This window comes from Ascidiimonas aurantiaca (assembly GCF_037646345.1).
Lineage (GTDB): Bacteria > Bacteroidota > Bacteroidia > Flavobacteriales > Flavobacteriaceae > Ascidiimonas > Ascidiimonas aurantiaca.
Genome location: NZ_JBBEWR010000007.1, coordinates 24,826 through 39,645 on the forward strand (window position 1 = coordinate 24,826; position 14,820 = coordinate 39,645).

A 14,820-nucleotide genomic window follows, 5' to 3' on the forward strand; every position below is an offset into this window, starting at 1 on the left:
TTAGATAAAATGAGCATTTTGTTCTACCAAGTGCAAAAGAAAAAGCGGATATTCACTTTTATCTGCGTAGGGTCATAGCTTTTATGGTGTTTTTTGATCGTCATGCTATAAACAATTGATCATGGGCTGATACCTCAGGGTTTCAATTGAGGATTAATATCTAAAATGTGGTTTTTAATATAAGCGTCCATAAAAGATTCTGTAAAATAATCACTCCCGGCCAGGTTTTGCTCCTGGAGGATTTTTCGAATATCCAGTTTTTTATATGCTTGTAGCATAGGTTTGGAAATAGGAGCATAGCTGTAGTGCCAGGGCTCATATTTAAAACCTTTTCTGTCAGGATCATTGGTATATACAATGTAAAACCCAAAGGTATTGGCATGTTGTTCCAGCCATTCTCTAAATTTACAAAAGGGCCCTTCCCCATGAAACTTATCAGCTACCAGAACGTCGCCCTCATAATTTCCATGATCATCAATAATATCTATATCCGTACCCCAATGATGTCTTGAAGTACCGGGTATGGTAGAATATTCGATTATTTTGTTAATGGCTTCTATGGAGGATAAACCAGCTTGCGTAAACTTTTTGTATTTACGCTCGAAAATAAGTTTCTGGCGGTCAAAATTGCGATAGCCTGAAACAATTTTTATGGTAAAGCCTTCTTTGGCAGCCGCTTCTTTCATGTTAAGGAAAGCCTCATGAGCCTGTTTTCTGAGTTTGCCTTCTCCAAAAAGTTCGGGAGTGCCCTTGCCCAAAAGATCATCGGTTGTAAACGTCTGGTATGCCCAAAGATTTTGGGGTACTACCATAGCAAGTAACCCGGCCATACTACCGGCTTTTAAAAAATGGCGTCTCTTCATGATTCCGGTTCTTTTAATTGTTGATAATAATCTTTTTTTGTAATACAAAACAATTTCACAGGCAGAGTATCATATATTACAGATTTTACATAGTGTAAACCACATTTTTCCAGTACTTTTAAGGAAGCTTTGTTGTCAATATGTGCATGCGCATATATCCTTTCTAAATGTAACCGGTCAAAACCAAAAGCTATAGAGGCTTTGGAAGATTCTGTGGCATAACCATATCCCCAATATTTGCGATAGAAACGGTATCCTACATCTACAAGTTTTTCTTCCGCATGGTATTTGAGTCCGCACCAGCCTAAAAAAGCATTGGTTTCTTTCAAAAAAACACCTAAACGACCCATATGATACTTTTTGTACTGATCGTATTCGCGTATAAGCTTTTCTGCTTGCTGAGGCGAAGAAAAGGGAGGGTCTCCCGTATATCGTATGACTTCGGGATCTTCATTCATTTCATACAGGTGAATACTATCACGTAATTCAAAAGGTTTTAAATACAATCTTTTAGTTTCCAGGGCTATATTCATGCTTTTACGTCATCATACTCAGGATGTTTTTTAAATTCTGCATTCGCAAAAGGGCATAGGGGTAAAATTTTTAGTTCGTTTTCCCGCGCATGTACTACGGCTGCTTTTACCAGTTGAGATCCTAAACCATGGCCTTTATAGGCTTCTTCCACTACTGTGTGGTCAATAATAATCTTATCAGGACCAGCTTTTGAATAAGTCATGTGTGCAGCCATTTTCATGCCATCCTGAATAAAAAAGATGCCTTTGGTTTCTTTTTGCTGATGTCGTATTTTATTTTCCAAAGCAATTTTACATATTAAGATACTTGAATGTATAACATTCAAGTAAATTTAGGTATTTTTTTACAATCATACTTTGCGTTTTAAAGGTTTTATAAGCTTTTTAATATGGTTTTTCAGTAAATTATAGCATGTTTAAAAAGCTAAAAAAAAATGAAGGGCGACAAATTTTTCTTGAAAGAATATTAAAGTTTGTATATATTTGCCGTCATCAATTTTTCAGAATTGTACAGACCTGTTTTCAGGTTTGTGAATAAGGCGGGAGTAGCTCAGTTGGTAGAGCGTCAGCCTTCCAAGCTGAATGTCGCGAGTTCGAATCTCGTCTCCCGCTCTAAAAAAACCCGGTTCCTGGAACCGGGTTTTTATTTTACTCTAATATGAGTTCCCGGAGACTGTTCATAAGGAGCTTTACCTTTTTCGAAAATACGGGCATGTAAAATACCTCTTAAAATAATTTCTTTTCCCTGTATTTCCAGCCAGCTCCCTTCCCTTAATCCTATAACCGGAGGAGTATTAAACTCATGAAACTCTTTGATGCGGGTCTCACGGGTTTCTCCGTTATGCCTGCTTTTTGGGTCCGGATCCAGATAATGTGCGTTAATATTAAAGGGAACCAGCCCCATAGTTTTAAATGATGGCGGGTACATGATAGGCATATCATTGGTAGTTTGCATAGTAAGCCCCCCAATATTAGAACCGGCACTGGTGCCGAGGTATGGCATTCCTGAAAGTACTTTGTTCCTTAGTACCTCCATAAGCCCTTCCCTGTATAGTGCGGAAGTAAGTACAAACGTATTACCACCACCAGTAAAAACAGCTTTCGCATTTTTAATAGCCATTACAGGATCAGGGCTTTGGTGTATGCCTGTGACCTTTTTGTTTATTTTGGCAAATGCAGTATTAACTACTTCCGTATATTTGTCGTGTGTTATACCTGAAGGACGAGCATAAGGTATAAACAATATTTCCTGTACATCCTTGAAGAAAACCTCAAGAGGATTCATCAAATAAGCGAGGTAATTCTCTTTGTAAAGAGTAGATGTGCTGGCGAGTATTATTTTTTTCACAAACTTTAGTTTTTTCGTAAATTTAAAAAAGAATAACTTTTAACATAAGTTTAATGCAACCTGGTTTTAATAAATGCTAAACTTATAATTTCTTTATCAATAGTATCAAAACGTAATCCCAAGCCTCATGAAAAAAGCGCTAGTTCTCCTTGTCACACTTCTATTAACCACTTTTGTTTTTTCTCAGGAAGATGATGGGAGGGTTCTGTTAAGAGGTAAGGTACTGTATAGAAGCAATAACGTACCTAATGAAAACGTAATTAATATTACAACTGAAAAAGCTACCGTGACCAATGAGAACGGAGAATTTGACATTTATGTTAAAAAAGGCGATGAATTGGTGTTTTCGGCTGTTAATTACAGAATAAGATCAGTAATAATTGACGATGATATACTTAAAAACCGACGCCTTGTGGTGGAGGTCATAGAAAAAGTAACAGAACTGGATGAGGTAGTGGTAAGTCCTGACAGCAAAGAAAAGTTTGTGGAGCTCCAGGAGGAAGAATTTAAAAAGGTAGATTATGAACAGGATGAAGCCAGTCGTGTAGATAATATAGCCCTTCCTCAAAGTGTTACAGGAATGGAGTATGGCATGAATTTTGTGAACATTTTTAAGGCGATCTTTAAATCGAAAAAGGAAAAAGAAGTTCCCTTCGAAGAACAGATCAAAATGAGTGAAGTGCTAAGGCAGGTTTATGAGGATGAGTTTTTTGTTAGAAATTTTAATATACCGGCTAACAAAATTGATGAATTCTTGTATTATCTGGATACTAAAATGCCGGCTAAATCACTTCTTCAAAAAAGTAATGAGTTTCAACTCATAGACTTTCTGGTAAACGAGAGTAAAGAATACCTTAAAACTGTAAATGCAAAGAACTAATAAGATCATATTTTTTTTCATACTTTTTATTAAGATAACCGAAACGGTTTTTGGTCAGGATACCAAAAGAATTCAAGGCACTGTAGTTTCCAATGGTGAAGATGTTTCTTCTATTCATGTGTTTAACCAAACACGACATACCTTTACTATTACTGATGAGAACGGCTTTTTTTCAGTAGTAGCCTCCGTTAATGATACCTTATCATTTTCTGCCATCCAGTATTTGCAGGAAAAAGTGATCGTGTCTGAAGAAATATATCAAAAAGGCGAACTGGAGGTAATTATGCGTATCAAAGTCAATGCACTGGATGAAGTAGTGGTGAGACCACATTCACTTTCAGGCGATTTACTGAAAGACATTAATCAGGTAGATCAGGATAAGATCGTTACCGGGGTAAGTCTTGGCCTGCCCAATCAATATGTACGGGTCAAAACACAAACGGAAAGGCGTATTTATGAAGCGAGAACCGGGGGGGGTATTATACCCCTTAATCCTATTATAAATGCAATTAGTGGCCGTACAAAAAAACTTAAACAACAACTAAAACTGGAGCGTCAGGCCGCCAGGCTGGAATCTGTAACCACTTCTTTTAATACTGAGTTATACAGTGAAGTATTTAAAATACCTGCTGAGCATATTGATGGTTTTATTTTGTTTTGTGCCAGTGACCCTACTTTTCTAAATGTTCATGAAACAGGAGATCTACTTCTCATGATGGAATACCTCAAGGCTAAAGGTCAGGAATACAACCAACTTCAAAAAGGTTAGCGATCTGAAATAAGTGCTGTCCAGATACTGAGCTTTCCATTCTCATAACGTGTCCACACCGGTCGCACCAAACCATTAAACGCATGTATATTGTTGTAATCTCCAAAAAAGACACCGTCTTTAACCGGGGTAAAGGGGGTATTTGAGATAATTTTAGAGGTAAAACTCTTTCCACCATCATAAGAAACAGCCAGGGATACTTCGGTGGCATTGTCATTTTGCCGGCTACGATCATAATACACGATGTAAACAAAACCTGTTTTGGCATCTACACTCATCCAGCTTAAGAATTGATGTGTTCGTGTATCATCCGTATTTACCTTAAAGGCAGGTGACCAGGTGCGACCTCCGTCTTTGGACGAAGTAATAAATACATCTGTATTGTCAGAGCCGTTACGCTGGTCGGTCCAGTTTATATAAATAGTACCTCTGTGTGCTGAGTTACTGTTATCTACACAGGTAATGGGCATACCGTTACTACGGCCCAGGCCGGGTATGGATAACGACCACCCTCCCGGTTGATCTGCTGCCACTATATCATGTTGTAGCCAGGTTTTACCTTCGTCTGTACTTTTATCAAAATAGATCTTTTCATCATAGGACCACGCCACGTAAATATCTCCATTAGCAGCTATAGCAGGTACAGCCCCCTCCACGGTACGATCATCATCATTCGTATTACCTTCTAATTCACTTATGGAGATGGCCGGTGTCCAGGTCTCACCTTTATCTTTAGAATATGAAAACCGTATTCTGGTCTTATCATCAGGATCGGTACTGCGATACCGGTCAAATTCAGTCCACGTTACGGCCAGTGCCCCGGTACCGGGATGAACGGCGGCCCATTCTTTATCTTGTTGTTTTGGCGTGTTTTTACCAATACCTTTTCCTTCACTCCATGTTTTACCCCCGTCTTCAGAGCGCTGAATAACGATCTGATCCAGAATGTTTTTGCTTTTCCAGTTAGTGCCCTCGGGGTCTGAAAGGTGTAAATAATAAAATACACCGTCCTGATCTGCCACAATACAGGGATCTCCCCATACCCCTAGAGAAGAGGTAAGTTTATTAGTGTGCCAGGTGATACCGCCATCATGTGAGTAATGCACGTTATCAAGTACAGAACCGGCTACTATTTGTTTTGGATTTTCAGGATTTATATAAATACTGGGCTCACAGGGACCCAAACCGGAAGCCGATTCATAAACTTTAACATTTTGATGACTAGATTTTTGGAATGCTTTTTGTTTTCTTTGAAGAATATTTTGAGGGCTGTTACATGAAACGGTTATTATTAAAGCCGATACAACCCATTTATATTTACACATACACTGAAGTAATTTACTTCAAAAATAGAATATTTTAATATGCATTTTTTAGCAAAAGCAAGTATATTTTTTCTTGTTCCGTTTTTAGTTAGTGCGGGGCTACATAAATTTTATTTAAGTGTAACCGAAGTACGTTATTCTGAAGAGAGCCGTTCTCTCCAAATGATTACCCGTATTTTTATTGATGACTTTGAAAAGTCGCTGGAAGAGCGTTACGGTATCAAAGCACATCTTATGACAGAGCAGGAACATAAGGATATAGATAGCTATATAAAAAAATACCTTGAAGACAAACTTTCGGTAACCATTAATGGAAAGCCCGCAGAGATCAAATATATAGGGAAAACCTATGATGTTGATGTAGTTAAGTGCTATATGGAAATTGAAAATGTAAGATATAAGCGTTTAAAAACAATTGTGATTACCAATCGTATTTTGTATGAAATTTTTGAAGAACAACAAAACATAGTTCATTTCAGGTTGCCGGATAAAGCTAAAAGTTTTGTGTTTGTTAAAGGAAATGATAAAGGATTGTTAAACTTTTAACCTTTTGGTAATAGGTCTTGAAAAATAGCTAATTTTCACAAATTTTAATTCAACTAAGCAACAATGAATCGATTAAAACTTTACGTACTATGTATGTTAATGGTTCCTTCGGGTATTCTGTATGCTCAGGAAGAGAAAACTCCAGAGCGTGAACCGGGGCATATTAACAACAACCGTTTTCGTCAAATGTATCAGGAGTTTTCTACTCCCAATTTATTTCGTACGGCTTCCGGAGCACCGGGACCTTCTTATTACCAGCAACAAGCAGACTATAAAATGGATATTGTACTGGATGATGAGACCCAAAAGCTGTATGGAGATGAAACCATAACCTACCATAACAATTCTAAAGATTATCTTGAATTCTTATGGGTACAGTTAGACCAAAATGTACGTGCTAAAGACTCCAAAACACCACTTATTTCTTCAAGTAGTGCTGCTTCTGCCGAAACAGCAAGCGAGTTTTCCTCCAAACATTTAAAAGAACCTTTTGATGGCGGTTTTAAAATAGAACACGTAAAAGATGCCAAAGGTAAAATGATGGATTATACCATAAATCAGACTATGATGCGTATTAATCTACCGGAAGCACTGGCTCCCGGCGAGAAAATTACTTTCAGTATCAAGTGGTGGTATAATGTTAATAACCATGTGGTAAACAGAGCGAGAAGCGGGTATGAACATTTTGAAAAAGACGGTAATAACCTGTACATCATTGCACAGTTCTTTCCCAGAATGTGTGTGTATAATGATGTAGAAGGATGGCAGAATATCCAATTCTGGGGGCGTGGTGAATTTGCACTTCCTTTTGGAAATTATGAGGTAAACATAACCGTACCGGCCGATCATGTTTTAGATGCCACAGGAGTCCTTCAGAATAGAGAAGATGTTTTCTCCAAAGAAATGATGAAGCGTTACAAAAAAGCATTAAATTCATACGATGAACCTGTTCTTATTGTAACACAGGAAGAAGCTGAAGAAAAAGAAAGATCTTTTGCAAAAAAGAAAAATACCTGGAAGTTCAAGGCCGAAAATGTACGTGACTTTGCTTTTGCCTCTTCCAGAAAGTTTATTTACGACATGATGGCCGTTGACATTAATGGTAAAAAAGTAATGGCGGTATCCATGTATCCTAAAGAAGGAAACCCCTTATGGGAAGAATTTTCTACAAAGGCTGTAGCAAGTACCCTGGAAACCTATTCAAGATTTACCTTTGATTACCCCTATCACAAGGCTATTTCCGTACATTCCAAAAACCAGGGTATGGAGTACCCCATGATATGCTGGAACTATGGAAGGCCCAATGAGGAAGGAAAATATTCTGACCGAACCAAATACGGGATGATCAGTGTAATTATTCATGAGGTAGGGCATAACTTCTTCCCCATGATCGTGAACTCAGATGAACGCCAGTGGACATGGATGGATGAAGGACTTAATACGTTTATGCAGTACCTTGCTGAGCAGGATTTCCAGAAAAAATATTTACCTGACCTGGAAGAGTATCCTTCCCGAAGAGGCCCTGCCAAAAATATAGTTCCTTATATGTCTGGAGATCAAAACTTCCTGTCGCCTATTATGTCCAACTCAGAGAACATTTATAATTTTGGGAGTAACGCGTATGCCAAACCAGCTACAGGTTTGAACATACTTCGTGAGACCATTATGGGCCCCGAATTATTTGACCATGCATTTCGTACATACTCTGAAAGATGGAAATTCAAACATCCCACTCCCGAAGACTTTTTCCGTACTATGGAAGATGCCTCTGCAATAGATCTTGACTGGTTCTGGAGATCCTGGTTCTTCAGCACTGATTATGTAGATATAGGCGTAAAAGATCTCAAAAAACTATATGTTTCCTCTATTCCCAATACAAGAGCCAAAGAGTATATGGCGAGATATAACATTACCGAAGCAGACCTCCCTCCATTGGTATATTATGTGCAGGAGGGAAGTGATGACTACAAAGAAAGTAAGGAAAAGGGGGCTTTGGGATTATCTAAGAGCCTAGATGAATATATTCAGGATAATTTTTCAGCCGAAGAGCGTGCCAATATAAAAGTACCCAGCTATTTTTATGAAATTACTTTTGAAAAACCCGGTGGGATCCCTATGCCGCTAATCGTAGAATATGTATATGAGGACGGCAGTAAAGAGAGAATCACTTATCCGCCTCAGGTTTGGAGACTCAGTGACAAAGAGGTTATAAAAGTACTGGCATCAAATAAAGTATTGAAAAGTGTGATCGTTGACCCTGATGAAAAAACTGCAGATATTGATACATCTAATAATGAATGGCCGCGTAAAGATGCCAAATCAGAGTTTGACCAGTTTAAAGAAAAAGTAAAAGGATAATATAATTTTTGTAATTCTCTGTAAAAGCCGACTCAACAAGTCGGCTTTTTTTATGTAAGCGACTCAAACTTCCTTATATTTGTACAAGCGGTTAAGATAGTTTTACGTATGTTTTTATTCATTAGCGGAGGAGAAATACTATTTATACTTTTAATTGTGGTTATGGTTTTTGGGTCAGATAAAATACCTGAAATAGCCAGAGGCCTTGGGAAAGGTATGCGTCAGCTTCGCAATGCCACTAATGACATAAAGCACGAAATACAAAAAAGTGCAGAGAAGCAGGGTATAGACAGTAGTCTTACAGATGGGGTAAACGAAGAGATAAAAAAGGTTAAAGAAGATATAGATGATCTTACAGGTTCTATCAAACGCAATCTTTAATGATAGAAAAGATACTGGAATACGACAGATCTTTATTTATTTATCTCAATCAGCTAAGCGGTGAGAGCTTCGATACTTTCTGGGTACTGGTCACGCAAATAACTACCTGGATCCCGCTTTTTCTTATCTTTATTTTTTTGGTTTTTAGGTTGTACCCTAAAAAGGAAGCCGTTTTTATTACCATAACTGTGTTTGTTGCCCTGGGATTTACCTTATTGTTCACAGAAGCAGTAAAAGAATTTACTTCCCGGTTACGTCCTAATAATGAACCGGCCCTTAAAACACTTATTCGTGTATTACAGACGCCTTCTGATTATAGCTTTTTCTCAGGCCATGCTTCCAATTCATTTTCAGTTACCATGGTACTGTTCTTATTTTTAAAAAAGAAAACTAAATATGCTGTGTTGCTATTCATATGGCCGGTACTTTTTTCTCTTAGCAGGATCTTCGTGGGTGTGCACTACCCGATAGATATACTGACCGGAACAATTATAGGAACGCTCATAGGCTTGGCTTTTTATCGATTACACGATAAATACTACAATTCGTATAAGAAAAATTAGTATATTTCTTTTTATTAATCAATCTTTTAAAAAATGAAAAAGCAACTTTTTTACGGGATAGCTATATCCGTATTTGTAATGTATTCATGTTCCAATGATATGGAAGTAGTAACTCCTTTTGAGGAAGGGAATGTACCCAATCAACAAGAGCCACTTACGAAAGCAGAGATAAACAGTGCTATTGATAAAGCTCTTGAACTCAACGGAAGATTTGACTGGAGCGAAGCTTCTAATCACTTATTGTGGAGTGCGGTAGTAAGAGGTGAAAACATTCTCACTGTAGGGTATGGCAATTCTGAAAATGCATTTCAACGACAGGATAGTCCCGGCCAGGATAAAATAAAATCAGATTTACTGGCAACCATTTCGGAAGCTGAAAATTGGTCTGAAAACAATAAAAAAAACCAGGTATTCTTTGAAGATGAGACACTCACACTGCTTGATGTAAATGTTACCAGCCTGGAGACTATTGAGCGTTTAAGAGAGAGCGAAGGAGTACGGTACCTGGAACCTGCGGGATATCGCTATTTTCAAAACGAGCAGGCAAAAGGGGGTGGTTCGGGTTGTGGAACGGAAGCTGAAGCACTTAACAGTAATGATTATCGTACCATAACTCCAAATGCCAAAGTGCCGTGGTCTTTTGACATTCATAACATTCCTCAGGCCTGGTCATACGCTACAGGAAGCGGGATTACCATAGGAATAGTAGATACAGGCATAACCCCTTCCAATTCGTTGTTAGGCAATGCTTTTAATGATGGGTTTTCATCGGGACGTTTTGTTCAAAAGTACGGTACTTTTGTAGATTCTGTCTGGCCGTGGTCTTCTCAAACGGATGGACCTAACGATCAATGTGGTCATGGAACGAGCATGATCTCGGTAGCAGTAGCCCCTCGTAATGATAATGGTAAACCTGTGGGTGTAGCTTACAATGCTAATCTGGTTTCTTACCGGGCCGCGTCTAACGTGGTACTGGATGGGTATCATGAACAAAGAGGCGTAGCCAGTGCTTTTACCTCACTTGCCAACCGAAGTGATGTAAAAATCATCTCAATGTCTATGGGGCATATTTTTTCTGTAGGGAGAATAGCAGATGCTATTCGATATGCGCATAGCAGAGGAAAGCTTATTTTTTGTGCCGGAGGTACTTCTACAAGTTTCACCAATTTTGTGGGAGTTATTTTTCCGGCATCTATGAATGAAACGGTAGCTGTAACGGGAATAGAGGAGGGGCGATACCGCGAGTGTGATACCTGTCATAAAGGGAGCAAAATAGACTTTACTGTGAGCATGGAACGCGATAATAATAATCATATCCCCATTCTTGGATTTGGTGAAAACCAGACAGATTATGTAGGCGGCTCATCGGTAGCCACAGCAACTACCGCAGGAATTGCGGCTTTGGTCTGGTCCCGAAATCCCTCATGGAACCGCACCCAGGTTCTTAATAAGCTTATTCAGTCGGCCGAGTTTTACCCAAATCGTAACGGTGATTTTGGCTGGGGGAACATAGATGCCCTCAAAGCAGTAAGATAAACAAGATTTTAAGTAAAGAAAAGGCCGGTATATATTGAATACCGGCCTTTATTCATTATAGTACTCTGCATAAACTGAGACCATCGCGTATAGGTAGTAAGACGGTTTCTACTCTGGGGTCTTCTATCAGTTTTTTGTTATAGGCAATCAATGCTTTTGTACTTTTATCATTGGGTTTGACTTTCTCAATAACTTTGCCGCTCCACAATACATTATCAGAAAGTATAATACCACCCGTATTCATTTTCTCGATGACAAGATCGAAGTAATTAGCATAATTTTCTTTATCGGCATCAATAAATACAATATCAAACTTCAGGTTGAGTGAAGGTATGATATCCAGTGCATTTCCCACATGTTGTATAATTTGTTTTCCAAATGCGCTGCGATCAAAATAACTGCGTTGCAAATCGTGCAATTCTTCATTAATATCCAGCGTGTGTAATTTCCCGGTAGGAAGTAATCCTTCTGCAAGGCATATGGCCGAATAACCGGTATAGGTGCCAATTTCAAGAATACATTCCGGGCGGATCAATTTTGATAACATACTGAGAACTCTTCCCTGAAGATGACCACTTAGCATACGCGGTTGTAAAACTTTGAGATGAGTTTCACGAGATAACTCTCTGAGCAGTTCAGGTTCTGATTGGGAATGTTGAGCTACATAATTTTCGAGATCTTCAGATAAAAAGTGCATAGCATAAGTTTTTTACAAAAATAGTTAAAATTGAATGCTTATTTTTGAGCAAAACTGAAAAAGAATGCAATTTGAAAATGCACTTGCTTTTGCAAGAGGGTTAGATAAAAAAGATGCTTTAAGAGCGTATCGAAAAGAATTTATCTTTCCCGAGGTAAACCAAAAAGAAGTGATTTATTTCACCGGAAACTCTCTGGGATTACAACCCAAGCGTACAGCGGGGTTTGTTAATGATGTTATGCGAGACTGGGCCTCACTGGCAGTTGAAGGACATTTTTATGCAGAGAAACCCTGGTGGGATTACCATGAAAGGCTGGCAAAACCCCTTGCCTCGGTAGTGGGGGCATTACCTAATGAAATCACAGTAATGAATACCTTAACAGTGAATTTGCATTTGTTAATGGTATCATTCTATCGTCCTGAGGGAACACGTTTTAAAATACTGTGTGAAGAAAAAGCGTTTCCGTCAGATCAGTATATGTTGGCCAGTCAGGTTCGGTTTCACGGTTTAGATCCCAAAGAAGCCATTGTAGAGGTAAAAAAAAGAGAGGGAGAGCACTTTTGGCGTACAGAAGATATTCTTACCAAAATAGAAGAGTTGGGTGATACTTTAGCCTTGGTATTAATTGGAGGCGTAAACTATTACAATGGTCAGGTTTTTGACATGAAAACCATTACCCGTGCGGGGCAACAGCAGGGAGCAAAAGTAGGTTGGGACCTGGCACATGCGGCAGGGAATGTACATTTGCAATTGCATGACTGGAATGTTGACTTTGCATCATGGTGCAGTTATAAGTATATGAATAGTGGCCCGGGCAATGCTTCCGGGGTGTTTATTCATGAAAGATATCACGGACTAAAGGAGATACCCCGGTTTGAGGGCTGGTGGGGGCACAATAAAGAGCGGAGGTTTCTTATGGAACCGGAATTTGACCCTATGCCGGGTGCAGAAGCTTGGCAATTGAGTAATGCTCCTATTTTAGCAATAGCTCCTTATCTGGCATCACTGGAACTTTTTGAAGAAGTGGGAATGGAGGCGCTCATTGAAAAAAGTAAACTGCTTACCGCATATCTGGAGTATATACTTCGGGAAACAGCTAAAGAAGCAGAAGCTCATTTTGAGATCATTACTCCAGAGGAAAGAGGGTGTCAGCTTTCGGTTTTTCTTCATGGTCACGGCCGTTCCGTTTTTGATTATCTCATGAAACAAGGAGTTGTTACCGATTGGCGTGAACCGAATGTCATACGCCTGGCACCGGCACCTTTTTATTGCTCATTTGAGGATATGTACCGGTTTGGAGAGATATTGAAACAGGCGCTCCGATCTTAAACAGGGAGTTGTTTTAAAAATCAGTTTTCGGAAAGGTATTTATGAACCAGGCTTATAGCCATGGCTCCTTCCCCTACGGCTGAAGCTATACGGTTCATGGCACCACTGCGAACATCTCCGGCAGCAAAGATACCGGGCATGCTGGTCTCCAGTAAATAAGGCTCCTGGGGTTTTTTCCAGGTTTTGGCTCCTTCATTGTGTTCCTTAATACCTCTACCGGTTACCAGAAATCCTTTATTGTCTTTTAATAAAAGGTTTCCTGTCCATTGTGTGTAGGGTCTGGCACCTATAAAAATAAACATGGCCGTAGCATTTTCGGTACTGTTTTCACCGGTTACTCGATCTTTAATTACTACCTTTTCAAGATGTGATTCACCTATAGTTTCTATGATTTCACTATTAGGGCGTAAAACAATATTGTCAATGGCATCTATCTGATCAATAAGATATTGAGACATACTGTTAGACAGGTCTTTACGACGTATTACGATGGATACTTTTCTGGCAAATTTGCTAAGATAAACGGCTCCCTGACCCGCACTGTTACCGCCTCCTACTATAAAAACATCTTTACCCTGACAAATATGAGCCTCTGTCGTAGCAGCTCCGTAATAAATACCTGCGCCGGTTAAGGTTTCCATACTCTTGTTTTCCAGTTTTCTATAATCTACTCCCGTAGCAATGACAACTGTTTTGGTTTTTATGGTACTCCCATCTGAGATGTGAAGTATTTTATACCCTTCTAAAGAGTCTATTCCGGATACTTCTACGGGCGACAGAAATTCTATACCGAAACGTGTAGCCTGGGTAATAGCTCTTCGGGTAAGATCCTGACCGCTGAGCCCGTTGGGAAACCCTAAATAGTTTTCAATACGGGAACTGGTGCCCGCTTGTCCTCCGGGTGCTTTTCTGTCGATAAGAAGCGTTTTCAACCCCTCAGAACCTCCATATACGGCAGCAGCAAGACCGGCAGGTCCCGCCCCTACAATGACTACGTCATATAATGATTCGAGGGCTTTCACTTTAAGGCCTATTTTCTCTGCCAGTTGTACCAAAGTAGGGTCTTTAAGAAAGGAACCATCATCAAAAAAAACAGCCGGTAATTCTTTTGTAGTAATTTCATTTTGTTGTGTAAGCTCCTGAGCAGTGGTATTATTGGTAATATCCAGATACTGATAGGGAAAGAGATTACCTGATAGAAAGTCTTTAAGGATGTGGGTTTTTGGTGAAAATGGATAGCCTATTATTCGCAATCCGTGAAACTCGGGTATAAATGAGGCCAGCCACGCTTCCAGCAAATCATCTATTACGGGATACAATTTTTCTTCGGGCGGATTCCAGGGTTTGAGTAAATAATAATCAAGTTGTACCTCATTTATGGCTTTGATGGCTGCATTGGTGTCAGAATAAGCGGTTAACAATACTCTTTTGGAAGCAGGAAAAGTTTTGAAGGCCTGTTCGAGAAAATCAACACCGGTAATTTCTGGCATACGTTGATCTGAAATAAAGAGGGCTACGTCTTCTCCCCGGTTTTTAAGGCTGGTGAGTGCCTCGAGTGCTTCTTTACCCGAGTCGGTATATATAATACGATAATCGTTTCGATAGCGGGATCGTAAATCGGCCACTAAGGCCCTAAGCACCTGGATATCGTCATCAATAACAAAAATAACGGGTTTTTTCATAGTGTTTTT

The 14,820-nt window shown here is 39.3% G+C and carries 15 protein-coding genes and 1 tRNA gene; 9 read left to right on the forward strand and 7 right to left on the reverse strand.

The window, feature by feature from the left end; all coding sequences use genetic code 11:
- Positions 1 to 134: 134 nt before the first annotated feature.
- Genes WAO84_RS08865 through WAO84_RS08875 form a run of 3 tightly spaced genes read right to left on the reverse strand, consistent with a single transcriptional unit; the run spans position 135 to position 1,680 of the window.
- A complete protein-coding gene (locus WAO84_RS08865; protein ID WP_340065203.1) occupies positions 135 to 863 on the reverse strand; it encodes a M15 family metallopeptidase in 729 nt (242 codons plus the stop codon).
- On the reverse strand, positions 860 to 1,396 hold the full coding sequence (locus WAO84_RS08870; protein ID WP_340065204.1) for a GNAT family N-acetyltransferase: 537 nt from the start codon (positions 1,394 to 1,396) through the stop codon (positions 860 to 862). The genes WAO84_RS08865 and WAO84_RS08870 overlap by 4 nt, the downstream gene beginning before the upstream one ends.
- Positions 1,393 to 1,680, reverse strand: a complete 288-nt coding sequence (locus WAO84_RS08875; RefSeq protein ID WP_340065205.1) for a GNAT family N-acetyltransferase — start codon at positions 1,678 to 1,680, stop codon at positions 1,393 to 1,395. The genes WAO84_RS08870 and WAO84_RS08875 overlap by 4 nt, the downstream gene beginning before the upstream one ends.
- 255 nt (positions 1,681 to 1,935) lie before the next feature.
- Between WAO84_RS08875 and WAO84_RS08880 the strand changes: the two genes are divergently transcribed.
- Positions 1,936 to 2,008 (forward strand) — tRNA-Gly (locus tag WAO84_RS08880).
- 31 nt (positions 2,009 to 2,039) lie between these two features.
- Here WAO84_RS08880 and pepE read toward each other — a convergent pair.
- The gene (gene pepE / locus WAO84_RS08885) at positions 2,040 to 2,744 is read right to left on the reverse strand and encodes a dipeptidase PepE (protein ID WP_340065206.1); all 705 of its coding nucleotides are present in this window, start codon (positions 2,742 to 2,744) and stop codon (positions 2,040 to 2,042) included.
- Between the two features lie 127 nt (positions 2,745 to 2,871).
- Between pepE and WAO84_RS08890 the strand changes: the two genes are divergently transcribed.
- Both WAO84_RS08890 and WAO84_RS08895 read left to right on the forward strand, forming a co-directional pair.
- Complete coding sequence (locus WAO84_RS08890; RefSeq protein WP_340065207.1) at positions 2,872 to 3,624, forward strand: carboxypeptidase-like regulatory domain-containing protein; 753 nt, start codon at positions 2,872 to 2,874, stop codon at positions 3,622 to 3,624.
- Complete coding sequence (locus tag WAO84_RS08895) at positions 3,611 to 4,393, forward strand: hypothetical protein (RefSeq protein ID WP_340065209.1); 783 nt, start codon at positions 3,611 to 3,613, stop codon at positions 4,391 to 4,393. Before WAO84_RS08890 ends, WAO84_RS08895 begins: the two co-directional genes overlap by 14 nt.
- Here WAO84_RS08895 and WAO84_RS08900 read toward each other — a convergent pair.
- Positions 4,390 to 5,718, reverse strand: a complete 1,329-nt coding sequence (locus WAO84_RS08900; protein WP_340065211.1) for a sialidase family protein — start codon at positions 5,716 to 5,718, stop codon at positions 4,390 to 4,392. The two genes, WAO84_RS08895 and WAO84_RS08900, sit on opposite strands and share 4 nt — an antisense overlap.
- A 39-nt stretch (positions 5,719 to 5,757) precedes the next feature.
- On the opposite strand from WAO84_RS08900, the gene WAO84_RS08905 reads away from it, so the two are divergent.
- From WAO84_RS08905 to WAO84_RS08925, 5 genes are all read left to right on the forward strand, one after another.
- Positions 5,758 to 6,264 (forward strand): DUF6702 family protein, encoded by a 507-nt coding sequence (locus tag WAO84_RS08905; RefSeq protein ID WP_340065212.1) that lies wholly within the window; start codon positions 5,758 to 5,760, stop codon positions 6,262 to 6,264.
- A gap of 63 nt (positions 6,265 to 6,327) precedes the next feature.
- Positions 6,328 to 8,622 (forward strand): M1 family metallopeptidase, encoded by a 2,295-nt coding sequence (locus WAO84_RS08910; RefSeq protein WP_340065213.1) that lies wholly within the window; start codon positions 6,328 to 6,330, stop codon positions 8,620 to 8,622.
- A gap of 108 nt (positions 8,623 to 8,730) precedes the next feature.
- Positions 8,731 to 9,003 (forward strand): Sec-independent protein translocase subunit TatA/TatB, encoded by a 273-nt coding sequence (locus WAO84_RS08915; protein WP_340065215.1) that lies wholly within the window; start codon positions 8,731 to 8,733, stop codon positions 9,001 to 9,003.
- The gene (locus WAO84_RS08920; RefSeq protein WP_340065217.1) at positions 9,003 to 9,566 is read left to right on the forward strand and encodes a phosphatase PAP2 family protein; all 564 of its coding nucleotides are present in this window, start codon (positions 9,003 to 9,005) and stop codon (positions 9,564 to 9,566) included. The genes WAO84_RS08915 and WAO84_RS08920 overlap by 1 nt, the downstream gene beginning before the upstream one ends.
- A gap of 33 nt (positions 9,567 to 9,599) precedes the next feature.
- Entirely contained in the window at positions 9,600 to 11,102 is a 1,503-nt protein-coding gene (locus WAO84_RS08925) for a S8 family peptidase (protein WP_340065218.1), read from the forward strand.
- 55 nt (positions 11,103 to 11,157) lie between these two features.
- Here the strand turns inward: WAO84_RS08925 and WAO84_RS08930 are convergent, their stop codons facing one another.
- Positions 11,158 to 11,799 carry an O-methyltransferase gene (locus WAO84_RS08930; RefSeq protein WP_340065219.1) on the reverse strand — a complete coding sequence of 214 codons (642 nt, stop codon included), beginning with the start codon at positions 11,797 to 11,799 and terminating at the stop codon, positions 11,158 to 11,160.
- 64 nt (positions 11,800 to 11,863) lie between these two features.
- Between WAO84_RS08930 and kynU the strand changes: the two genes are divergently transcribed.
- Complete coding sequence (gene kynU / locus WAO84_RS08935; protein WP_340065221.1) at positions 11,864 to 13,129, forward strand: kynureninase; 1,266 nt, start codon at positions 11,864 to 11,866, stop codon at positions 13,127 to 13,129.
- 20 nt (positions 13,130 to 13,149) lie between these two features.
- Here the strand turns inward: kynU and WAO84_RS08940 are convergent, their stop codons facing one another.
- Positions 13,150 to 14,811 (reverse strand): NAD(P)/FAD-dependent oxidoreductase, encoded by a 1,662-nt coding sequence (locus WAO84_RS08940; protein ID WP_340065222.1) that lies wholly within the window; start codon positions 14,809 to 14,811, stop codon positions 13,150 to 13,152.
- Positions 14,812 to 14,820: the final 9 nt, after the last annotated feature.